Genomic DNA, 21,907 nt, shown 5'->3' on the forward strand with positions numbered 1-21,907 from the left:
TGGGTTCCATCCTATCGTATCACAGGTTTCTGCGGGCAGCAATGCCAAACCGCAGCAGCCGCGGCTACATAATGACGCCGCAGGCTATCCGGCTCCCGGAATTGCCGGAAGGATCGGTCTTGTAGTCATCGGCGTTCTCATGAATGACAAGCGCGGTGCCTCCGGTCTTCACGAGCGAATTCGCCTTATCCTTAGCCAAAGTCACCTTCGTATCGACGAACTCCGCGCGGGCGGTGCCGTCGGAGCCGACCTCCAGATTCGGCAGGTCTCCGGCATGATATCCTTGAGGATTGTCGAAGCCGTGCTTTTTGCCTTCCGGATTAAAATGCTCGCCGGCCGACGTGAAGTCCGGAGGCGTGCATACGCCGGTTTGGTGAACGTGAATACCGTGTTTGCCCGGAGTCAAACCGGACACTTCGACCTGGAACTTGACGCCTTCGGCTACTTGCGACAGCTTGGCCGTACCGATCTTCGTTCCTTTGCTGTTAATGATGTCGATCGACTTCGGAGCGACCGACGGCTCGTTCGCCTGAGCTCTGACCGTATCCGATCCGGTGCCGGCATTTTCATGCATCCCCGGATGGGCCTCATCCGCTTGGGCGGTCGTCGCCACCGTTCTCCATTCGCATCCGGATGTGAGCACCAATGCGAAGCTGAGCAGAACGGCTCCGCGGTTAACGATGTTTTTCATGTCTTTATCCTCCAATGGCCTGTGTAAAATGTTCCTTTTACATTGTATCCTATCGGAGAATAATTAAACATCGAATCGTCGCCCGCCGGCGCCTGCCCTTAACGAGCCAGAAAAGGATTGCGCCATTCCATCAGCATGGCGTAATGATGCGATTCTTCATCGTCGAGGTAATGCTCCGCCAAGGCAACCGGCGTTCGGCCGCAGCGCATCAGGAAGGTCAGCACCGGGTCCTTCAGCCGCCCTTCCAGCACGGCCTCAACGTACTGCCCGGCCGTCATTTGATCGGCATGAACATGATAACCGGGGAGTCTTCCTCCGCCGAGCAGCCTTTTCAGTTTCAATTCAATGACGACCTCGTACATCGAATGCATGAGCAGCTTGCCGAGCCCGAGCTTCCGGTAAGCGGGCAGCGCGCATATGTCGACGATATACAGCGTATCCCCCTGCGGGTTATGGTTGCGGATGTACCCGCCGTCGGTAGCCTGCTCCCATGTATGCCGCGGGCTGGCGGGATCGAAATCGACCCGCAGGCCGGTTACGGAAGCAACCGCCCTGCCGCCGATGTCCACGCACAGCGCCCCTTGCGGAAACAAAGCGACATGGTTGTCCAGCTGACGTTCGTTCCACCACAGCTCCGGCGGGAACGGGGGCGGGAAGCTTTGCCGCTGAATATCGATCAAGTCGGCGAAGTCGGCGTGCGTATAGCTGCGAACGGTCGTCATGACGGGGCGATCCCGGTCGAATACGTACAGCTCTTTCCGGTACAAGCCGTGTCCCTCCCTTCTAGCTCCAGTCCGTATACAAATCGGTTCTGCGGTCTCTCCACGTAGTGACGGAGCCTCTCTCGCGCACTTCATGAAGCAGGCTGAGGTCGAGATCGGCCGTAATTACCATATCGTGATTGATCTCTCCGGCAGCCAGAACCCCTCCCGGAGGAAACGGCACGTCATTGGGCGTAATGACGGCGGCCTGTCCGTAATTGCCTCTCATGAAATCGACCGTCGGCAGCGAGCCGACCGTTCCGGTCGTAACGACATAGATTTGGTTTTCGATCGTTCTCGCATGGCAGGTGTAGCGGACGCGATGGAAGCCGTGCCGGTCGTCCGTGCAGGACGGGCAGAACAGCACATCCGCGCCGCGGGCGCGCGCCATCCTTACGATTTCCGGGAATTCGACGTCATAGCAGATCAGCACGGCGATGCGCCCTTTATCCGTATCGAACAAATGAAGCGCGTCTCCGGCCTGCATATTCCATCCTTTAACCTCGGAAGGGGTTACGTGAAGCTTGCGCTGCTCGCCTACGCGGCCGTCCGGGTAAAACAGAAATGCGGTGTTGTACAATTTTCCGCCTTCTTCGATAATGTGGGTTCCGCCGATGAGATGCATGCCGGTGCTTTTCGCGAGCGACCGGAACAATTCCATATACCGCTCCGTATAAGCGGGCAGTTCTTCAATCGTAAGCGCTGCAGGATGATGCTTCCCGCCCCCGATCGACATCAGCTGGGTCGTGAACAGCTCGGGAAACAGCACGAAATCGGCTGCGAATTCCTCCGCGGTTTTAACGTAATGCGTCACCTGAGCGGCGAAATCCTCGAAGCTTGCGATCGTATGCAGATGGTATTGAACGGCAGATACTCTTAATTTCATAGGTAACGATGCTCTCCTTATTCATGGTTTGCTGGCAAATCTTTATCGCTCGCATTCGTGTTATCCTCGATCGGATCGAAGAACAAAATATGCGGTTTTTTCAAGCACCACGTCGTCATGCACCGCTGATGGGCTACGTTAACCGTCTTGAGCGGTTCCATCAGCAGCCCTTGCAGCCGCTCCGTCGTCTTCAGGATGCGTTCCTCGTCGGCGAGAAAGCGGGTGCTTCCGTCCGGCAGCTTATACCTTGAGTCTCCTAACGGAATGATCTTATTCTCGATTCCGATGCTTGTCGCCAGTCTGGCGAACAACAGCCCGCCGGGGCGAAGCACGCGCCACATTTCTTGTACCATTTGTTGAAAATGCGTTTCATTCTGGGCAAAATGGAGCACCGCGCAGCTGATGACGACGTCGAAGCGGTCGTTGGCAAAGCTCATCTTCTCGACCGGCTCCGACCTAACCTGATCGTCCGACCAGACGGGAGCCAAAGCCTGTCCCATCTTGCGAACCGTCTGCACCGCCTCGTCGGAGCGGTCGACGGCGTACACCGGATAGCCGCTGCGCAAAAAATACGTCAGGTTGCGTCCCATGCCGCAGCCGGCGTCCAAAATCCGCATCCCCTCGGCAATCCGGCCCTTCAGCAGCTGATCGAATAAATAAATATCAATATCGCCGAACAGTTCGCGAGGATTCATTCCCCTTATCAGCTCACTTCCAAATCATAACTGTTTTGTTCAGCCATTATATCATCAAAAAAGCAATCGTAACCACCGGTTTAATCGATGGCTTCCATCGCTCTATAAGGGCTCCATTTATTGCAAAAAATCTCTAGCCCTTGATCTCACAAACTTAGAAAGTATCCTCAAACGTTGATCTGGCAAGTTATATGACGGGTGTTTTTCAAATTCAAAACTCAATAATTTGCGAAGCTTGCTCCTGTGACTCGGTTCCATATACTTGGCAAGGAATTTTAAATCCTTGTTGGGAGTAAAGGCAAAAGTATATTGTCTCCAATCCAAATATGCATTTAAGTCCGCGAAATCAGTGTCCATAGCCTGATGTAATAATGACATTCCGTTGTCGAATATCGGAGCTACTTCCTCGAGTTCACCTGTAAGATTGTTTCTTAAAAAGCCAAAATTGCCAAAGTGTCTATCGTGGTTGGCAATGACGACATCAAAAATCATAATATCTATAAACCTGTCGTAAAAGTCTTTCATCTTGGATGTCGCAAATAATAATTCCGATGCGGATAATCCGGGATATGCAACATGAGCGGGAATAAAAGATATATCTTTTGATGTAAACAAAAGGCATATCGAGCAAAGCTTTCCCTTCCACTTCTCCAGTTCATACCGAACATGATTTAAACCGAGAGCTTCGGCAACCTGTGCCGAATAATACTCGGAATAAGGCTCTAATCCTGCATTTGCGGCGCCTTCAGTACCGCCTTTATATAAATAAACCTTTCCGTCGATTCTCCTCCAACATTTTGGCAGCATTCCGTTTGTTGTAAACTCGGGCGAACTGACAATGCCTTTTACTTTTTCGTTATAGCCAGTAAATGCAACCAGCGCCAACGTCTCCGAAAATTCATTATCATATAAATTGTGGTTAGTCCATGTTAGATCCTTCTGTTCCTCCGGGAGAATCCAATAATCATCCGTTAGAGAAAGACCTAAAGTTGTACGGAGCAGGTTTACCAGCGGAGGGTCGATATCAGGCAATGCGCTTAGCAAGTTTTCTACAAATACGCGATTCTTTGGTATAAACCGGCTCTGTACCCATCCTAGCAAATATTCATTCGTTAGCTGCATCCCATATGGTAAAACCGCTGGATTCGAATCGTGTACTTTCTCGATCCGACACAGAGTTTCTCTCATTCCGGTTAATATAATTTTGAAATCAATCAAAACATCGTCTTTTTTGCATAAAGAAAATCTATAGCTCCTCTGCACTTCCAAAGAAGCAAAAAGCTCCGTTTTTCCCAAAGGGTTCATCCTCCCATCCAGTCATTTTTTTATCTCCTCGTAAATTTCCTTCATCCCCTTTTTCCGTGATCCCCTTATAAAATAAATCGATTTCCGTTTCTTATATCATAGCACAGGACGAAGCCGCGACCTATACAGTAAATTTGCGAAAAGCACAAATAACGCAAGACTATGACAGCGCTTGTCACCCGTACATGACGGGTCCCATCCTCGCCATAGCGGAACAATGGAGAACGCCACATGCGCAGATGACATGGCTGCGGAGACGGCGAGGAGCGCCTATAAACCGAAAGTCGGACGGCTCTATATTTTGTTTCCCGCGGGGGAATACTACCCATCGGTGAAAGGAGGGAATCCCTGATGAAGAACAATTTGCGCGGCGATACGGAGAGTTGGGTAGAGAAAGTGCACGACACCCAAGCCAAAGACGAAAAAAACCGCAAACACCAAGGAGACGGTCATCCGGACAAGTCGCTGCCGGGCAAGCAGCATTTGGACGGCAACTAAACGCAAGGCGAAGACGAGGCGGCAGCCGTCTATCGGTGCCTTTCCCAAGATGTCCGGGCCGCATGTAACGGCAGCTCATATCGCTGCTAGCCAGCCGATGGGACTCTTTACGACGCTGATTGAGGGAACTCCGAAGTGGAGCTCCATGCCGCAAGAACAAATCCCCCAAAAGTGACGTGATGCTCAGAAGCTTATTCCGTCCGCATCCAGCCTAAGCTGGATCGGCGTCTAACCCTTCCTCTGGGATCGTTCTATGGGTAGACTTTCCTTTCGGGGGAGCCCACGGATTTCCACAGGATATCGCTGCGCATCATTTCCCAAACAACGACAAAAAGCACCCCTAGGGGTGCTTTTGCCATATGGACGGACCGTTCCGAAAGTAGCAAAAAGCGGCTTCGTCCTTTGTTCCACGCTCTTTCTCTAAGCTTCGACGGTATCGACATGCTCCAGCCAGTTCAGCTCTTCGGCGGTCAGCTTGATTTGTGCGCCGTCGACGCATGATTGCAGCTCGCTTAAGTCTCTTGCTCCGATCAGCGCTCCGGTCGGGAACGGCTGATTGATGACATAGGCAAGAGCGATCTGAATCATGCTCACGCCTTTGCGGGCGGCCAGCTCCTGAGCGCGGCGCAGCCGCTCCCAGTTGGCGTCGCTGTAGTAGACGCGGACGATTTCTTTGTCCTCCAGCTTATCGGGAGCGAATCGTCCGGTGAAAAATCCTCTTGCCTGGGACGACCAGGATAGCAGCGGTAGCTGCGTCCGCTCATGCCAAGCGCATGTCTCGGCGTCGGCCGATACGCAGCCTTTCCAATGCGGCTCGTTAGGCTTGGCGAGACTTAAGTTCGGGCTGCTAAAGGTAAATCCGGCCAAGCCGCTCGCCGCCGCGTAATCGTTAGCCTCCTGAAGCCTTTGATGCGTCCAGTTCGACGCCCCGATCGCGTGAATGCGTCCCGCGCCGATATGGCGGTTCAGCGCATCGATAATGACGCTGACCGGAATGTTTTCATCGTCGCGATGAAGCGCGTACAGATCGATATAGTCGGTCCCCAGGCGCTCCAGACTTTTGGCCAAATCGCTGTCGATATCCTCGGGCGTAACCCGCGGGCCGTCGGCGTTATGATGAGCGCCTTTGGTCAAAATGACCACATCGTCGCGATTGCCGCGCTCTTTCAACCACTTGCCGATCGTTTCCTCGCTTTGCCCGCCGCAATAAATATGAGCCGTATCTATGGTATTGCCGCCAATGGCAAAATAATTGTCCAACACGTCGCACACTTTACCGTAAACGTCATGGGTAAAAAAGTCGGAGCCTTGAATCAGGTTGGTCACCGGTTTCGGGCAGCCTGCAATACGAATCGTTTCCATAAGATATCGTCTCCTTATTTTGTCGTTACAACACTACGCGCACGCGTTCCTGAGCGGATTGCATGCAGGCGTCGATCACTTTCATGCCCCGGACGATATCGTCGGTGCCGAAGCGCTGAGGGCTTCCTTCCAATACGCTGCGGCCGATATCGTCCGCCTGCAGCGCGTAATGGTTGACATAAGGAACCGCTACTTCCCTGCGTTCCCCTCTGACGGTGACGAAGAAATGATCGTCCGCGTTCTGACGGCTGACGTAAGCGCAAGGAACTTCAATCCGGCCGTCGGTACCGATAATCTCCAGCACGTTGCGCCCGGCGGCCCACATGCCGCAGTCAAAGGTGAGCGCCACGCCGTCCGCGAATTCGAGCAGTCCCGACGCCATCATGTCGACCTGGTCATGCTCCGAAGAGAAGAAAGCGTGCACCGTCGCCGCTTGCGGCTCTTGTCCGAGAATCAGCCGCGCCGCGCTGATCGGATACACTCCGACGTCATACAGCGAACCCCCGCCCATATACCGCTTGTAGCGGACATTGTTCGCATCCTTGGCGTTGTTGAACGTGAATGCGCCGTGAATCCCGCGGATCGCGCCGATCTCTCCAGAGGCGATAACGTCCCGGATCATCGCATACCGCGGATGATGGCGGTACATGAACGCTTCCGCCAGCTTCACGCCGGCTTTCGCGCATGCGGCTACCATCTCTTCCGCTTCCTGCGAATTGAGCGCCGCCGGCTTTTCCACCAGCACGTGTTTACCGGCTTCCGCCGCCCGGATCGTCCATTCCTTATGAAGATGGTTCGGCAGCGGGACGTAAACGGCATCAATCTGCTCGTCGGCAAGAAGCTCTTCATAGCTTCCGTACGCTTTCGGTATATTCAGCGAGGCAGCGGTTTCCTTGGCCTTCTCCTCGCCGCGGCTTGCGATTGCCGCTACTTCTCCCGTTTGCGATTGCTGAATGCCCGGAATAACGGCACGCTTGGCTATGCCTGCACAACCAAGTACTCCCCAACGCAGCTTGCTTTGACTCATTGCAATCTCCAGCTCCTTCGAATGTAAACCTTAAATGTAGTACTTTATTGCTATTATATTGAACAATAATTAAAATGAAAATAACAGCTTATTGCACATCGATATAATAATATTGTCATCAAAAGGAGGAGTCTTCCGGTATGAGAAGACAACGTCTGCTGCCCACCTTGACTGAGCATGTTTACTTCTGTCTCCCCGAATCCGTCGGCTGGTATAGGGACGATCCGGAGCACACCGTGAACCGCCAGGAAGGCGCCTTGAACAACTTCAGCATTCACCTGATTGTCTCGGGCAAGGGGTATGTCGAGGCCGACAGCGAACTGCAAACGCTAGAAGCCGGCGACGCCTTCCTGTATTTCCCGCTTCAGCAGCAGCATTATTATTCCAGCGCGGACGAGCCTTGGGAAGTCCGCTGGGTTCATTTTTACGGATCGAAGCTGAAGGATTATTTGCTTGAGAACGGACTGCATCGTTCGCATCTATGGACGATCCGCCAGTGGAAGCCGCTGGAGCAAGCGCTGCACGAGCTCTTGATCGAAGCCGAGGAAAACTCCTTTTTCCAGCTCACCAGGCTTTCGACCTTGACCTATGCCGTAATTGCGGAATTCGTCAATCAGGCGGTTCCCTTAAGCGCCAACCAGCACGCCGAGACGACCGACCGCATTTTGCAGCTGCTCCCTCTGCTCCAGCAGGAAGCCTGCAAGCCGTTTGAGCTCGATGAATGGGCGCGGCAGGCGGGCATCAGCTCCTACTATTTCTGCAAGCTGTTCAAGAAGGTGACCCAGATGACCCCGATGACGTTCGTCACGCTCAGCAGGCTGCAGATGAGCAAGCAATGGCTGCTGGAGAAAGCGGACGTGCCGATTCGTCAAATCGCCATGGACGCCGGTTACCCCAGCACAAGCTACTTTAACAAGCGGTTTCTTGAGCAGGAAGGCATGACGCCGACCGAATACCGGGAGCTGTACCGCAACAAATAATTTCCGTCAGCCGGCTCTTGCGCTTAGCCAAGACACGTTCCGTCCAAGGCGAGCGGCCGCAGCGGCGGCATCTCTTTACCGGAAGGCTTGCCCGATCAAGCGGCTAGACGCAGACGACAATGCGCCGGAACATGGACAAGAGCCCCATTTTCCAGTAATGTTGTACATGATGGACGATGACCGTGCGGAATATGCGCCGCCCCTTACGCGCAATTCCCCGAAAAAATGCAGGATTTAGTAAAGGAGAAGCTATGAAATCACTCGTATTGGCCGAAAAACCGAGCGTTGCCAAAGAACTCGCCCGCGTCCTAGGCTGCAGCCAAAAACACAAGCATTATATGGAAGGACCGAAGCATGTCGTTACATGGGCGTTGGGACATCTTGTTACGCTTGCGGAGCCCGAAGACTATGATGCCAAATATAAAACCTGGAATCTGGAAGATCTGCCTCTGCTTCCGGAGCGCATGAAGCTCAAGCTGATCAAAGAGACGACGCCCCAGTTCCGGGCCATCTCGCAATTGGCCAAGCGCGCCGATCTGGAGCAGTTGATCATCGCAACCGACGCCGGGCGCGAAGGCGAGCTCGTCGCCAGATGGATTATGGAGCTGATTCATTGGCGCAAGCCGTATCAGCGTCTATGGATTTCGTCCCAAACCGACAAAGCGATACGCGAAGGCTTCGCCAAGCTGAAACCGGGGCGCGAATACGATTCGCTCTACCAATCCGCCGTCTGCCGCGCCGAAGCGGATTGGCTGATCGGCCTTAACGTGACGCGGGCGCTGACCTGCAAATTTAACGCCCAACTGGCGGCCGGAAGGGTGCAGACGCCTACGTTGTCCATGATGATGGAACGCGAGCGCGAAATACGCAGCTTCCAATCCAAGGATTACTGGATGATCCGCGGGCAATTCGGCGGCTTCCAGGCTCTCTGGCGGGGCAAGAAGCATCCTGACGGACGGCTGTTCGACAAGGCCGCAGCCGACGAGCTGGTAAGCCGTCTGCAGCGCGGCAAAGCAGCCGTATCCCAGCTGAAGGTTACCGGAAAGAGCGAGCCGCAGCCGCTGGCTTACGACTTGACGGAGCTGCAGCGGGACGCCAACCGCAAATACGGATTTTCGGCGAAGCAGACGTCGAACGTCCTTCAACGCTTGTACGAGCAGCACAAGCTGGTCACCTACCCACGGACGGATTCGCGCTATTTGACCTCGGATATGGTATCTACGCTGCCCGCCAGGCTCGAAAGCCTCAGCGTTCAGCCGTACGCCGCTTTGGTGAAACCGCTGCTTCGCAAGCCGCTGCCTGTCACGGGACGCATCGTCGACGACAGCAAGGTGTCGGATCACCATGCGATCATTCCGACCGAGCAGGCGCCGCTGCTGCATACGTTAAGCGCGGACGAACGCAAATTGTACGATCTGATCGTTCGCCGCTTTATTTCACTGTTTTATCCTGTGTACCGGTACGATGAAACAGCCGTTACCGTTGAAGCGGCGGGCGAGAGCTTCTACGCCAAAGGCCGCATAACGAAGGATTTGGGCTGGAAATCCGTCTATGGTCAAGATGGCTCGGCCTCCTTCTCCGAGGATGATGACGAAGATCATCGCGACCACGATGCCCATGACCCGCAGCAATCGCTGCCGCAGCTTCAAATCGGCGATACGTTCAAGGAAATCCGCATCAGCCTGGAGAAGCATATGACGAAGCCTCCGGGCCGCTATACGGAAGCCTCCCTTTTATCGCTGATGGAAAAGCATAACCTCGGTACCCCCGCGACCCGGGCGGATATTATCGAGAAGCTGCTGTCGACCGATACGATCGAGCGCAAGATGAACACGCTCCAGCCTACCGGCAAGGGAGCCCAGTTGATCGAGCTCGTCGCCCCGGCGCTTCGTTCTCCCGAGCTGACGACCCGCTGGGAGCAGGAGCTGGAGCGGATCGCCAAAGGCCGCGGCAATATGAAGGCGTTTCTGGCGGGTATCCGCGAACAAACCGTCGAGATGGTCAGCGAGGTCAAGAACAGCACGACCGAGTACAAGCCGCATAATTTGACGCACTCGAAGTGCCCGGATTGCAGCCAGGCACTACAGGAGATCAAAGGCAAGCGCGGCAAAATGCTCGTCTGCATCAACCGGGAATGCGGCTACAAGCGCGCCGCAGAGCCTGCGCTGTCGAACAAGCGCTGCCCGCAGTGTCATAAGAAAATGGAGATTCACACGGGCAAAGCGGGCAAATACGCCCAATGCCGTCACTGCAACGTCATCGAAATGCTGAACGACGAATCGCGAATGAGCGGCAAGGCCGCAAGGCGCAACGCTTCGCAGCTGATCAACCAGTACAGCGACAACACGAGTCTCGGTTCCAGTCTCGGAGACGCGTTGAAAGCGGCGCTGCAAAAGCAAAAAGAAGATTGAGGCCAACAAGGCCCCAATCTTCTTTTTATTTGCCCGCCTGCAGCGGCTGTGCGGCGGCTGGCCGGACGCGCATTAGCTCCGTGCGCCGGAACCGGCCTTCTCCAAAAGCTGCGGCTTGACCTGCAGCTCGTAAAATGCCAGCAGCTGCTCCTTTTCGCCGGGAGTGAACTGGTATTCGCAGTCGATCCCCCCGTCCTGCGGAACGATCTGCGCGACGCCGCCCGAATACGTGCAAATCAATAGCGCCGTCAAACCGGTTACATCGTCCGGAATCGTATCGGCATTGCCCACGCCGAAGCGGATCTCCACATCGATCCACTGCTCGTCGCGCAAATCGATCGATGCCCGCAAACGGATCAGCTGCATTTCTTTTACATCAACAGAACCATATTGTATCATTCGTCTCCCCTCCCCCGCGAGCAGCTCTTATTTCAGCTGTTTGGCGCTGCCGAGAAGATCTCTCAGCGCAGACTCCAGAACCGGGTACTGGAAGTGGAACTCGTACTCGGTCGCCAGGTAAGGAAGCGCCCGTTGCCCTTCCAGCAGCAGCGTCGAAAGCTCACCGAACATCAGCTTCATCATGAAAGCCGGAACCGGAAACCGGTGCGACGTGTTCATCGCTTTGGCCAGCGCCCGTCCGAACTCGTCGTTCGTAACCGGCTGAGGGGCGGTCGCATTGATTTGTTCGATAATATCTTCATTTTCGATGCAAAATTCGATTAGGCGGCATAAATCGTGAATGTGAATCCAAGACAGCACCTGCCGGCCGCTGCCGATCCTTCCGCCGATCCCCAGCTTGTACGGCAGCATCATTTTCGGGAAAGCGCCTCCGTCCATGCCGAGCACAATGCCCAAACGCAGCTTTACGATGCGGGTATCCGGGATGCTGTCCATCGCCTGCTCCCACTGCGCAACGACTCCGGATAAAAAATCCGATACGTTCGGATCGCTGTGTTCGACGAACGTTTTCGTCTCCGACGTGCCGTAAATGGATATTCCCGAAGCGTTCACGACGACCTGCGGCTTCTTCTCCATCCGGGAAACGATATCCGCGATTTGCTTTACCGTATCCAGCCGCGATTGCAGAATTCGTTCTTTGGCTGCATTCGTCCACCGTTGATTGATCGTTTCCCCCGCCAAATTAACGATGGCGTCGACACCCTCCAGCACTCTGACATCCGACTTTAACTCCGCCCACGTCGCATTGCGAATCAAGGAATGACTGGAAGGCTTGCGATTCCGTGAAATGAGAATAAGCGAATACTTCCGCTCCAGAAAATACTTGATCAAGTGCCGGCCGATAAAACCGGTGCCTCCTGCAATGGCAATCTTCATTGATGACTACTCACTTTCAACTAATGGGATATAAAAATATAACCACATTATATACTAAAATCGGCGATTAGCAAAAAAAACGGCGTAAAATCGGCCTAAAAAATAAGAAAACTTGCAATTCGGAGCCCTTTCCGCGCCGCCCATACGAACGCCATGAACGATATGAAGCGAAGGAGACGCCTCCTTTGCCCCACTTTGTGCGGTTATTTTATTGGCAGAATATTTGGCGAAGCTATATAATACTACTAACGGAGGTTACGCTATGAAAAATAATGAAGCGTTGGAGCAGTTCCTCACCCATATGCAAACGATCAATCGCCATATGCGCTCCAAAGTATTCGATCAGCAGCCGGATGCGCTGACCCGCGTTCAATGGCTCCTGCTCAGGCATCTTCACCGCAACGGCACTCGCACGATCGGCCAATTGGCCGTGCATCTGGATGTGCGCCCGAGCACCATGTCGCAAATGATCGACCGCCTGGAGAAATCGCGTCTGGTTTACCGCGAGTGCAGCCAGCCCGATGCCCGGGTGAAGAACGTCGGCTTGACGGATGAAGGCAAAGACCTCATACGCCGCACGGAAGCTCTGTGGATGGAAGCGTTGAACGATTCGTTCAACTTGTTCACGGAACGGGAGCAGGCGGATTTGATCGGGTATATGGAGAGACTGACCCGTGGGCTGAATAAGCATACGAGAAACTGACCGACTCTTGCCCGCTCCACGTGAATAAAGTCGATTGATGAAAGATATTGTCGGTTTCGGCAATTTCCTGTTGCTTCCTTTTTGCGAAAAAAGTAAAATATATTTAAATGGAAGTAATCGGAGGATACCCGCTTGTCATTGAACATAAACGATATCCAAATGCACAAATGGTACGATCACGAGCCGTTTGCCTTTTACCATGGCCTCGACCTAACCACTGGGCGCAAGTATTGGATCAAGATGCTGAAGACGGAATATCCGTCCCAGCAGGATGTCCAGTGGCTTATAAATGAATATGAAAACGGACAAACCATCCAACTGGATGAGCTGATCAGGCCCCTCCGGTTGGAATCCTACAACAATTCAACGATTCTTTTGTTGGAGCATTCGGAAGGCCATCCGCTTTCTCAACTAGCAGCTTCGGGTCCCCTGGAAATGAAGCTCTTTTTGCGTTTGTCCATTGCGATGACCGAGATGATCCGCAAGCTCCATCAGCTCAAATATATTCATTTGAATCTCTCCCCTCACGCATTCGTTCTGGAATCCGGCAGCATGAGCATGCAGTTGACGAATATACATAACGCAAGCCACTTATCATCGAACGACGGCATTCCGGCGCAGCCGGCGGAATTGATGTTCTCCGGTCTGCCGTACATGGCACCGGAACAGTTCGGCCGAATGGAGCGCAGCATCGACTATAGAACCGATATTTACTCGCTCGGTATCGTATTTTACGAACTGCTCACGGGCACGCTTCCTTTTGACGGCGCCGATGCTACAGAATGGATACATCAGCATATGACCAAACAGCCGATCACACCGTTCGAAGCGTGCGCTGACGTTCCGAAGCCGGTCTCCGATATTGTGATGAAATGTTTGGCAAAGCATCCGGAACACCGCTATCAGAGCGCCTTTGCGTTGAAATGCGATCTGGAGGCCTGCCTTGCCGTATGGCTCAAGGAAGGGTTCGTCGACAACGTTTCGCTGGGTGCGAACGCGGCTACGGACATCTTTCATATATCCGATTCGTTGTACGGACGCGATCAGGAGCTTGCCGACATTCAGAACGCCTATCATCGAATGCTGCTGGGAAGCAGAGAGATGGTGTTTGTTTCCGGTCTGTCCGGCGTAGGCAAGTCCTTTCTCATTCACGAATTTCGAAAGTCCGTGCAAACCGGCGACGGCTTGTTCATCTCCGGCAAGTTCGAGCAATTCAAACGGGATATGCCGTTCCAGGCGATTCAACAAGCCGGCCAGCAGATCGTTCATTACTTGCTGACTTTAGGGGAAGCCTCTCTGCTCATGTGGAAAAAGAAAATTGCAGATGCGGTCGGCCCTAACGGACAGGTGCTCATTGACATGATTCCCGATATGGAAAAAATCATCGGCAGTCAGCCTCCTCTGAGCAAGCTTCCGCCTGCGGAAATGCATAATCGGTTTCTAATAACCGTTCAGCAATTTCTCGGCGTCTTTGCCACCAGGGAGCATCCGCTCACCGTCTTTATCGACGATCTGCAGTGGGCGGACCCCGCCTCGCTGCAGCTGATTCAAGATTTGGCGTCGCAGAATTCTTTCACCTACAGCTTGTTTATCGGGACTTACCGGAGCAACGAAGTGACGGATACTCATCCGCTCAGCTGGATGATGGACAAGCTCAGGAGGCTGACGCACATCAATCTCGTTGCTATAGAGCTGGAAGCGCTCGGCGAGACCGACGTGAAGCATCTGCTCAAGGATACGCTGGGACCGGCGCACCCCAGTGAGCTGGGCGAGCTGACCTCGATGCTGATTGAGAAGACCAAAGGCAATCCCTTCTTCACCAAGCAATTTTTGCGCTCCTTGTACGACTATCAGCTGCTCGCGTTCAACTACGACGCGGGCTCATGGGACTGGGACATCGCCAAAATCAAAGAGCTGCACATTACCGACAACGTCGTTGATTTCATGATCAACAAAATACGAAGGCAGCCGGAGTCGGTCCAGCAGCTGTTGATGAAAGCCTCCTGCATCGGCCACGTATTCCCTATGCAGCTGCTGGCGCTTGCGGCGTCGCAGGATTCCCAGAAAATCGAACGCGAGCTGCGAAGCGCCGTCGACGAAGGTTTGATCGTCGCCGTATCCGAAGCTTCAGACGATCAGCCTTCCGGCAAATACGCTTTCCTGCATGATCGCGTCCATCAGGCCGTCTATTCTTTGGTTCCCAAACACCAAAAGAAAGAGCTGCACCATCTGATCGGCAAGCTTATGCTGGATACATTCAGCGAGGAGGCGTTGGAAGAATATATTTTCGAGATCGCCAATCAGCTAAATTTGGGCAAGGAGCTGCTCGTCGCCAGGCAGGAGAAAGAACGGCTGGCCGGGTACAATATGAGGGCGAGCCGGAAAGCGAAGGCGAATACGGCCTATGAGACCGCCTTGAAGTATGTGACGCACTGCGTGCGGCTGCTCGACGAGGACAGCTGGAACGGCCAATATGAATTGGCCTTCTCCGTCTATCTGGAGCTAGCCGAGCTGGAATATTTATGCGGACATTTTGAGGAGGCGAAGCGGTCCTTCGAACTCATTCTCCGCCGTGCGCGAACCAAGATGGCCAAAGCCGACGCCTACAACCTGATGATGGTGCTCTATACCAATTTGGGATTGCACGAGCAAGCTATGGAGATGGGGCTCGAAGGATTGCGGCTCTTCGGCATACCGCTTCAGCCGGCGGTCAAACGCTCCTCCATCCTGCTTGAACTGGCGAAAACCAAGTGGCATATGCTTGCCAAACAGCCGGAGGATTTATTCGATTTGCCGCAGATGGTCGATCCCGATCACCGGGCGGTCATGAGGCTTATGGTCAATTTGATCGCTCCGACGTATTACCTGAATTCCGATCTGTACATTTATTTGATGCTTAAGATGTTCAACTACTCGCTTCGTTACGGCAACTCGGAAGGGTCCGCGCTGGCCTATTCCACTTACGGCGTCATTATCAGCTCCATTTTCGGCGATATTCGCAGCGGCGCCAAATACGGCAAAGTCGGCCTGATGCTGTGCGACGCGTTCGACCATTTGCCGATCAAATGCAAAGTGTACTTCGGCTTCGGGGCGTTCACGAACAACGTAACCCAGCATATCGAGACCAATCTGTTGTACCTGAAAAAAGCTTATCAATTCGGCGTAGAATCGGGAGACTTCGTCTACGGCGGCTATTCGATCGCGTTCAGCTTTTTCCTGCGGCTGTACAAGGGAGACCCTCTCGGCGACGTGTATAACGAAACGGAACTGTACCATCCTTTCGTCCTCCGCGCGCAGGATAAGGATACGATCTATATCATGATGGTGCTGCAGCGGTTTATGCTGTTCAACAAGGAAGAGCCGGTTCCGCAGGCTAACGCCAAGCCCGGGGACCCGCTGAAGCCGTTCATGAGCAAGGAAGAGCTGGAACAGCTCCAGAGCTTCTCTAATAAGGCGACGATCCATACGTATTACGCGCTGCAGCTGCTGACCTATTATATGCTGGGCCGGCAGACCGAGGCCAAGCAGCTTATGGATACGGCGGAGCAGAGTCTGCAATTCGTCTTCGGCCTAATCCATGTTCAACTATTTTACTTTATAAGCTCGCTCGTCATGACGGCCATTTATGAAGAAGCCGAACCCGCCGAAAAGAAGATGTATTGGCGCAAGCTGCAAAAGCATCTGAAAATCATCAAAAAATGGAGCGTTCATTCTCCCGACACCTTCCTTCACCAGAAGCTGCTGATCGAAGCGGAGATGAACCGGATATCCGGCAGTCACAGTCTGGCCGCGGTGCTGTACGAACAAGCGATTTTTCACGCCGGCAAGCAGCGGTTCGTCCATATCGAGGCGATAGCCAATGAATGCGCCGCCAAATTTTACATGCATACCGGCAAGCTCAAGATCGCCCGTTCTTATTGGATCGAGGCCAAAATGCTGTACAGCAAGTGGGGAGCGGCCCGCAAAGTCGCCGAGCTGGAAGATAAGCATCCTTATTTAATTAACCGCGCGCCTTCAGCCCATTCGGCGATCGACGTAACGACGGTTGCCAAGGCTTCGCAGGCGCTATCGAGCGAAGCGGTATTTCATAAGCTGCTCGAAAGCTTCATGCATATCGTCATGGAAAATGCGGGCGCAGAGAAAGGCCTGTTGCTGCTCATTAGAGACCATCGCCTCTATGTCGAGGTGGAGAAGCGTCCCGACAAGCCGTTCGCGGCACTGCATTCGATTCCGCTTGAGGAATACGAGCATGCGGCCCTCTCCGCCGTTCAATATGCGATGCGCAAGGAAGAGCCTTTGCTGCTGCACGACGCCGCCGGCTCGCAGATGTTCCCGAAAGACGTCTATATCCAAACGCATTTGCCCAAATCCATGCTGATTTTACCTATTATGAAGCTCGGCAAGATGATCGGCGTGCTGTACTTGGAGAACAATCTGGCCACCCATGTTTTTCAGGAGCAGCGGCTCGACACGCTGAAGCTTCTGACGTCGGAAATTGCCGTTACCATCGAGAACTCCACTCTGTACGCCAATCTGGAGCATAAAAATTACGCGCTGCGTCTGCTGGAGGAACAGGAGAAAAACGTCCGGCTGCAGCTGGACGAGAAGGAACGCTGGGTGCAGTCGTCCGAAGCGACGATGCTCAATATCCGCAAAGCGCAGCATGAGCTCATAAACAATGTGCAAACCGTCCACGCGCTGTTGATGATGAATAAATACGATATGGCCAAAGATTATATTTCCGTCTGGTGCAAAGAAATTGTTCAACAGTCCGTCGTCAACTCGGTGAAATTCCCCGTACTCGGCGTCGTTCTGAATAATATCAGCCTCCCCTGCATCTCCGGCAAAATTGAGCTTCAGGTAACGGGAGACCTCGATTGCACGTTCGACGGGCTGACGCTGCCGATCAGCTACTTCTCCAGCATCGTGCATAATCTGCTTAAAAATGCGATTGAAGCGATACCTGACGACGATCCGCTGCGAACGCTGCGCCTTACGATCGAGGAGCTGGAAGATTCGTACAGGCTGTCCATTTTCAATACCGGCTCTTACGTCGAGGAGGCTTACCGAAAAAAAATATTCGACAAAGGCTTCTCCACCAAATCCGAATCGACCAATTCCGGACTGGGGCTTCACATCGTTCAGAACTACATTCATCATTACGACGGGACTATCGAATGCCATTCGGAGAAAGGCGTCGGCACAACATTCACAGTATGCTTGAAGAAAAAAAATGCCGCGCCCTCGCTCACGCTTGCAGAAGCGAAAAACCCTTAAGACATGTTAAGTGTCCTAAGGGTTTTCGGCCTATGCCGCTTCAATCGCACGAAGCAAAATAGGATTCAAGGAAACCGAGCGCATCCGGCAGATGCTCGCTCCAGTAATCCCATGTATGTTCTCCGGAATACTCTTCATACTTATGGCTGTAGCCGATGCTTTCCAGATGCTCGCGATAAGCGGCGTTCATTCCGTGCAGTTCGTCGCCGGTGCCGCAATTGAAATACAGAGCGGGACGCCCTTCTTCCTTCAGCCTGCGGCTTGCGAGCGCTTGAAGATCGTATTCCCCGGCATACGGGCCATGAAGCGGGCCGATCATCCGGCTTATATCCGAACGCGCGTACCGGGCGGCAATCGCCGCCGTGGATGTCAATGCCCCGGACAAACTGGCCGCCGCTCCGAACAGCTGTGGATGCCTCAGCGCCAGCGAGAACGCGCCGAACCCTCCCATGGATAAGCCGCAGACGGCCCGACCGCCCGGCTCTTTTCTGGTTCTGAACTGCTTATCGATATCCTCGACCAGATCATAAATGAAATAATCCTCAAACCGCCCGCTGCCATCGTACCAGTTCATATAAAAGGTTCCCGTTCCGTAACCTCCGTCGCTCGGCATCACGACAATGCAGCGGCGAAGCGAACCGGCCGCCATCATCCGATCCAGCGTCTGCTCGGCATTTCCTTTCAGCAGCCAATGCGCCTCGCTGCCGAACATGCCGTGAAGCAAATAGATGACCGGGTAATCGCGCTCTTCCCGCTCATAGCCGTCCGGCAAATAGACGAAGCATAATTTACGGGCATACAACGCTCCGGAGAAAAACGGATGCGGCCGCACAGTCATGGTTCTTCCTCCCTAGATGTCGGCGCGAACCGGTTAGTCGAGAACCGCCGTCATATGTTCTTCCGTAATGGCCCAGTGGGACGTATTCCAAATCGTCTCTTTATTTTTAATATACAAAATTTGCGGGGAAGCGTGCTTCACGCCGGTATCTTCCGCAATCTGATTCGATACCGGACGCGATTCGATAACTTTGACCAATACGTAGTCGACGTCATTGTTCGGCTTATTTTGCAGGTAAGCCTCGTATTCTTTCAGCGCGTTGAAGCTGACCGGACAAGCCGTACTATGCTTAAGCACAACGATAGGCTTGTTCGCGGTTCCATCCAGTTGTTGATTCCATTCTTCCAACGTCGTAATTTCTTTCCATTGTGTCATGATAAAACCTCCAATATCGTATTAGAATGACGGCCGTCCCTAGTCAAAGTAGAACAAGGACGCCTCAACGCTCGAGCCCAGCTCAAGGATGCCGTAGGAATACCGCGGCTGACGCCGTTTGTCGGTCGGTGAACCGGGATTAAATAATAAAATGCCGTTATGCAGCCCTTGGTAGGGAATGTGGGAATGGCCGAATACGATCACATCGACGCTCATATCGCGGAATGCGTCGATGGCTTTGTCCAGGGTAGACTTGCGCCCTCCGTCCCCATGCACCAAGCCGATGCGAAAGCCGGATACGTTCAACACTTTATGGCGTCCGAACCGTTCGATAATGTCCATTCCGTCATTATTGCCGGCGACACCGTCCGTAGGAGCGATCTGTTCAAACAAGCCGACAACTCTCTCATCGATCCAATCTCCGGCGTGAACAATCAAATCAACGCCCTGCAAGCCTTCAACCAGAGCCTGCGGAAGCTGCTTGGCCCGCCCAAACATATGCGTATCGGAAACGACCCCAACGCGCAAATGTACCCCTCCTTTCGAATGCCGCTCATTTCTTCATTCTACCATAACTTTCATAAAAGAAAAAAGCACCTGTTAAGGTGCTTTCAAACGCATATCCGCCTCAATCGGTTTTACCGAACCAGTCGATCGTTTGCGAGCCTAGAAGCTTGCGCATGCCTTGAAACTCGTAGTAGACGGAAAGCTTATATTTTTTAAGGGACTGGATTTTCCCGAGCAAATCGGAATCCTTGACGGTCATTTTATAGCTGTGTTCGCCCAGTTCTAGCTTCAGATCGTCGTCGTCCGCCGCCGTTTCCAGATAAAACTTTTGCTCGTAAGTCATGTTGCCGGCTTCGTCCTGGAATTGAATGATTACTTTGCTGCCGTCGTTATTCGTCTCCAGGAAGCTGTCCTTCTCCAGATCGTACAGGAAATTGACGCGCAGCTGGGAGCTGTCCAGCCAGGTGCTGATTTGGCTTAGCGATATGGTGTAGGGAGCGAACGACAATTGTTTCAGAGTCTCCTGCCCCTGCTGCCGTTCCCTTGGAAGCTCCATTTCGACGGCGTTAATATAAGCGTCCGGCTTGTCATCCGGCAAGCTGATGTGCTGATCGGTCACCGACTCCCCGACGACCAGCTTCAGACCGCTCGTATCCACGCTTACCGGCAGTTTCGTGGAAAAGGAGACGAGCGCCGTGCCCTGCGGGTTCAATTTCTGCTTCACTTCCCGCACCTTGGCCGGATACAACGAATCGTCCGGCGTTTTGACGAACGCCGACAGCTTCGGGATTGCGCCGGAGCGCTTCTCCCGGTTCGTCACCTCGAGCTGCGCTTCCAGCAGCTTACTTTTCCCGTCGGTAAATGTATTTATCGCGCGCGGCGCATACTGGGTGCTGCGCCCGGCCGCAGTGATCGATTGCGGCTGCCCGAACGGAACCTCCGGCAGCTTGACTGCCGATGGAGGCAGCAGAAATTGCGCGATGTCCTCCGTCCCGTTATCGCTTTCCTTCTCTTGAAGGACGAGCTTGATCGCCGAAAACGGGTATGTATACGGAATTTTGCCTACCAGCTGAACATGGACCGAAGCCGCCGGCGGAAGGCCCACAGCCTGATCCGTCTTGACTGCCTTAGCTTCTACCTTGACGCCGCCATCCAGCTCGTAATAAGCCTTCAATTCCGGGAAAGGCAGCGCTGCGGCCTGTCTATGCGAGATGCTTAGATCGGCGCTGAGCACGTCCTGGTCGTCCCACGGCATTCTGTCGAGCTTCTCCAGCTTCATTTCGTAGACTCCGTCTTTGTTGGTATACTCGATCGAATCGCCCAGCGATTGGGGGGCCTGCTGTTCGGCCGTCACCTTCAAAGTCGTCACCGGCACATCCAGTTTCAAATCGTTTGACACCGTGACCGGCTGGGTCATGACGACATCCCAGCCGCCGTCCGCGGCAGCTGCCGGAAGCTGAGCCGCCTTCAGCTGCAAGTCCAGCGGCACCTCCGGCTGCAGCTGCTGCTTGTCTCCGTTTACCGCGATGTCCAGCGGATACATTGCTCCGTTCGACGCGCGAAGAGAGTACTGATAACCCGGCAGCTTCAAGGTCGCCTGTCCCTTGTTCGTCAGCCTTAGCGTGAGCTTGGGCGAGATAAAGCTGTCGTTCGTCAGCGCAGACCATGCGGTGACTTCCAAGGCAACGGGCATCCCGCCCATGGAAACCGTCTTGCTTGCCGACTCTGGAGCGAAGACGCCGGCGGCCTCCGCCTCCTCCGGAAATCGGATGTCGCCCACCTTCTTTTCCAGCTCGGCGCTCGAATAATCCCATCGGATAATGCTAAACGACAGATCGCTCAAGACCGTCGCATCATTCACTGGGGCATAGAAGGAAAAGTCCATTTGCTGCCCGGCGGGAATTTCCTTCTTCAGCTTATCCTGCGGCAGCAAATCCGCGGTAAATTCGGCGCCGGAGCGGCTGTACACCTTCACCCAATAATCGAGAAACGACAACGAGCCGTTCCCGCCGTTCGTCACCGTTAACGTAAAATACAGCATGTTTCCGTTATCCCCAGGCATGACGGCGGCGTTCTTCAGCTCGATGCCGCTGTACGGCGAAAGCGCGACGGACGACAGTCTCGCCGCAGCGTCCAGCTCATCGCGCTGATAACCGAAGCTTTCGGCCATAGCCTTGCTATCCGGCAAACCCCAAACCGAGCTCGAAGCGAGCAGGACGAGCAGCGCCATTTTATTGATCGCAGACCTTCTCATGC

The 21,907-nt window shown here is 53.7% G+C and carries 18 protein-coding genes; 5 read left to right on the top strand and 13 right to left on the bottom strand.

Going from position 1 to position 21,907, the window contains the following annotated elements:
• Positions 1–64: 64 nt before the first annotated feature.
• The 5 genes from SK3146_RS03645 to SK3146_RS03665 all read right to left on the bottom strand — a co-directional run bounded on the left by SK3146_RS03645 (position 65) and on the right by SK3146_RS03665 (position 4,329).
• Positions 65–691 (bottom strand): superoxide dismutase family protein, encoded by a 627-nt coding sequence (locus SK3146_RS03645; protein WP_249863798.1) that lies wholly within the window; start codon positions 689–691, stop codon positions 65–67.
• 98 nt (positions 692–789) lie between these two features.
• The gene (locus SK3146_RS03650; RefSeq protein ID WP_249863799.1) at positions 790–1,458 is read right to left on the bottom strand and encodes a GNAT family N-acetyltransferase; all 669 of its coding nucleotides are present in this window, start codon (positions 1,456–1,458) and stop codon (positions 790–792) included.
• 16 nt (positions 1,459–1,474) lie between these two features.
• A complete protein-coding gene (locus SK3146_RS03655; protein ID WP_249863800.1) occupies positions 1,475–2,338 on the bottom strand; it encodes a carbon-nitrogen hydrolase family protein in 864 nt (287 codons plus the stop codon).
• Positions 2,339–2,355: 17 nt separating this feature from the next.
• Positions 2,356–3,033, bottom strand: a complete 678-nt coding sequence (locus SK3146_RS03660) for a class I SAM-dependent methyltransferase (protein ID WP_249863801.1) — start codon at positions 3,031–3,033, stop codon at positions 2,356–2,358.
• Between the two features lie 117 nt (positions 3,034–3,150).
• On the bottom strand, positions 3,151–4,329 hold the full coding sequence (locus SK3146_RS03665) for a HipA domain-containing protein (protein WP_249863802.1): 1,179 nt from the start codon (positions 4,327–4,329) through the stop codon (positions 3,151–3,153).
• Positions 4,330–4,689: 360 nt separating this feature from the next.
• On the opposite strand from SK3146_RS03665, the gene SK3146_RS03670 reads away from it, so the two are divergent.
• Positions 4,690–4,836 carry a DUF4023 domain-containing protein gene (locus SK3146_RS03670; protein ID WP_249863803.1) on the top strand — a complete coding sequence of 49 codons (147 nt, stop codon included), beginning with the start codon at positions 4,690–4,692 and terminating at the stop codon, positions 4,834–4,836.
• Between the two features lie 420 nt (positions 4,837–5,256).
• On the opposite strand, the gene SK3146_RS03675 is transcribed toward SK3146_RS03670, so the two are convergent.
• Together SK3146_RS03675 and SK3146_RS03680 are read right to left on the bottom strand one after the other, a co-directional pair.
• Positions 5,257–6,198 carry an aldo/keto reductase gene (locus SK3146_RS03675; RefSeq protein ID WP_249863804.1) on the bottom strand — a complete coding sequence of 314 codons (942 nt, stop codon included), beginning with the start codon at positions 6,196–6,198 and terminating at the stop codon, positions 5,257–5,259.
• A 25-nt stretch (positions 6,199–6,223) separates the two neighbouring features.
• On the bottom strand, positions 6,224–7,225 hold the full coding sequence (locus SK3146_RS03680) for a Gfo/Idh/MocA family protein (protein WP_249863805.1): 1,002 nt from the start codon (positions 7,223–7,225) through the stop codon (positions 6,224–6,226).
• 140 nt (positions 7,226–7,365) lie between these two features.
• Here SK3146_RS03680 and SK3146_RS03685 point away from each other — a divergent pair, with 140 nt between their 5' ends.
• Positions 7,366–8,205 (top strand): AraC family transcriptional regulator, encoded by an 840-nt coding sequence (locus SK3146_RS03685; protein WP_249863806.1) that lies wholly within the window; start codon positions 7,366–7,368, stop codon positions 8,203–8,205.
• A gap of 251 nt (positions 8,206–8,456) precedes the next feature.
• Positions 8,457–10,616: a DNA topoisomerase III gene (locus tag SK3146_RS03690; protein WP_249863807.1), complete on the top strand. Its 2,160-nt coding sequence runs from the start codon at positions 8,457–8,459 to the stop codon at positions 10,614–10,616.
• A 72-nt stretch (positions 10,617–10,688) separates the two neighbouring features.
• On the opposite strand, the gene SK3146_RS03695 is transcribed toward SK3146_RS03690, so the two are convergent.
• Positions 10,689–10,982: a hypothetical protein gene (locus SK3146_RS03695; RefSeq protein WP_249863808.1), complete on the bottom strand. Its 294-nt coding sequence runs from the start codon at positions 10,980–10,982 to the stop codon at positions 10,689–10,691.
• 60 nt (positions 10,983–11,042) lie between these two features.
• Positions 11,043–11,951, bottom strand: coding sequence for a TIGR01777 family oxidoreductase (locus tag SK3146_RS03700; RefSeq protein WP_249863809.1), 909 nt, complete (start codon positions 11,949–11,951; stop codon positions 11,043–11,045).
• A 262-nt stretch (positions 11,952–12,213) separates the two neighbouring features.
• On the opposite strand from SK3146_RS03700, the gene SK3146_RS03705 reads away from it, so the two are divergent.
• Positions 12,214–12,654 carry a MarR family winged helix-turn-helix transcriptional regulator gene (locus tag SK3146_RS03705; protein ID WP_249863810.1) on the top strand — a complete coding sequence of 147 codons (441 nt, stop codon included), beginning with the start codon at positions 12,214–12,216 and terminating at the stop codon, positions 12,652–12,654.
• Positions 12,655–12,786: 132 nt separating this feature from the next.
• A complete protein-coding gene (locus SK3146_RS03710) occupies positions 12,787–17,931 on the top strand; it encodes an AAA family ATPase (RefSeq protein ID WP_249863811.1) in 5,145 nt (1,714 codons plus the stop codon).
• A 40-nt stretch (positions 17,932–17,971) separates the two neighbouring features.
• Here the strand turns inward: SK3146_RS03710 and SK3146_RS03715 are convergent, their stop codons facing one another.
• The 4 genes from SK3146_RS03715 to SK3146_RS03730 all read right to left on the bottom strand — a co-directional run bounded on the left by SK3146_RS03715 (position 17,972) and on the right by SK3146_RS03730 (position 21,905).
• Entirely contained in the window at positions 17,972–18,769 is a 798-nt protein-coding gene (locus SK3146_RS03715; protein ID WP_249863812.1) for an alpha/beta hydrolase, read from the bottom strand.
• A gap of 33 nt (positions 18,770–18,802) precedes the next feature.
• Positions 18,803–19,144, bottom strand: coding sequence for a bacillithiol system redox-active protein YtxJ (gene ytxJ, locus SK3146_RS03720; RefSeq protein WP_249863813.1), 342 nt, complete (start codon positions 19,142–19,144; stop codon positions 18,803–18,805).
• 39 nt (positions 19,145–19,183) lie between these two features.
• Positions 19,184–19,672: a metallophosphoesterase family protein gene (locus SK3146_RS03725; protein ID WP_249863814.1), complete on the bottom strand. Its 489-nt coding sequence runs from the start codon at positions 19,670–19,672 to the stop codon at positions 19,184–19,186.
• 100 nt (positions 19,673–19,772) lie between these two features.
• Positions 19,773–21,905 (bottom strand): hypothetical protein, encoded by a 2,133-nt coding sequence (locus tag SK3146_RS03730; protein ID WP_249863815.1) that lies wholly within the window; start codon positions 21,903–21,905, stop codon positions 19,773–19,775.
• Between the last annotated feature and the right edge of the window lie 2 nt (positions 21,906–21,907).

The organism is Paenibacillus konkukensis, from assembly GCF_023523925.1.
Lineage (GTDB): Bacteria > Bacillota > Bacilli > Paenibacillales > NBRC-103111 > Paenibacillus_S > Paenibacillus_S doosanensis.

Bases quoted from the DNA above. Each gene is read 5' to 3' on its own strand.
- SK3146_RS03645 (WP_249863798.1), bottom strand. From the start codon at position 691: ATGAAAAACATCGTTAACCGCGGAGCCGTTCTGCTCAGCTTCGCATTG.
- SK3146_RS03655 (WP_249863800.1), bottom strand. From the start codon at position 2,338: ATGAAATTAAGAGTATCTGCCGTTCAATACCATCTGCATACGATCGCA.
- SK3146_RS03660 (WP_249863801.1), bottom strand. From the start codon at position 3,033: ATGAATCCTCGCGAACTGTTCGGCGATATTGATATTTATTTATTCGAT.
- SK3146_RS03670 (WP_249863803.1), top strand. From the start codon at position 4,690: ATGAAGAACAATTTGCGCGGCGATACGGAGAGTTGGGTAGAGAAAGTG.
- SK3146_RS03675 (WP_249863804.1), bottom strand. From the start codon at position 6,198: ATGGAAACGATTCGTATTGCAGGCTGCCCGAAACCGGTGACCAACCTG.
- SK3146_RS03680 (WP_249863805.1), bottom strand. From the start codon at position 7,225: ATGAGTCAAAGCAAGCTGCGTTGGGGAGTACTTGGTTGTGCAGGCATA.
- SK3146_RS03685 (WP_249863806.1), top strand. From the start codon at position 7,366: ATGAGAAGACAACGTCTGCTGCCCACCTTGACTGAGCATGTTTACTTC.
- SK3146_RS03690 (WP_249863807.1), top strand. From the start codon at position 8,457: ATGAAATCACTCGTATTGGCCGAAAAACCGAGCGTTGCCAAAGAACTC.
- SK3146_RS03695 (WP_249863808.1), bottom strand. From the start codon at position 10,982: ATGCAGCTGATCCGTTTGCGGGCATCGATCGATTTGCGCGACGAGCAG.
- SK3146_RS03700 (WP_249863809.1), bottom strand. From the start codon at position 11,951: ATGAAGATTGCCATTGCAGGAGGCACCGGTTTTATCGGCCGGCACTTG.
- SK3146_RS03705 (WP_249863810.1), top strand. From the start codon at position 12,214: ATGAAAAATAATGAAGCGTTGGAGCAGTTCCTCACCCATATGCAAACG.
- SK3146_RS03715 (WP_249863812.1), bottom strand. From the start codon at position 18,769: ATGACTGTGCGGCCGCATCCGTTTTTCTCCGGAGCGTTGTATGCCCGT.
- ytxJ (WP_249863813.1), bottom strand. From the start codon at position 19,144: ATGACACAATGGAAAGAAATTACGACGTTGGAAGAATGGAATCAACAA.
- SK3146_RS03730 (WP_249863815.1), bottom strand. From the start codon at position 21,905: ATGAGAAGGTCTGCGATCAATAAAATGGCGCTGCTCGTCCTGCTCGCT.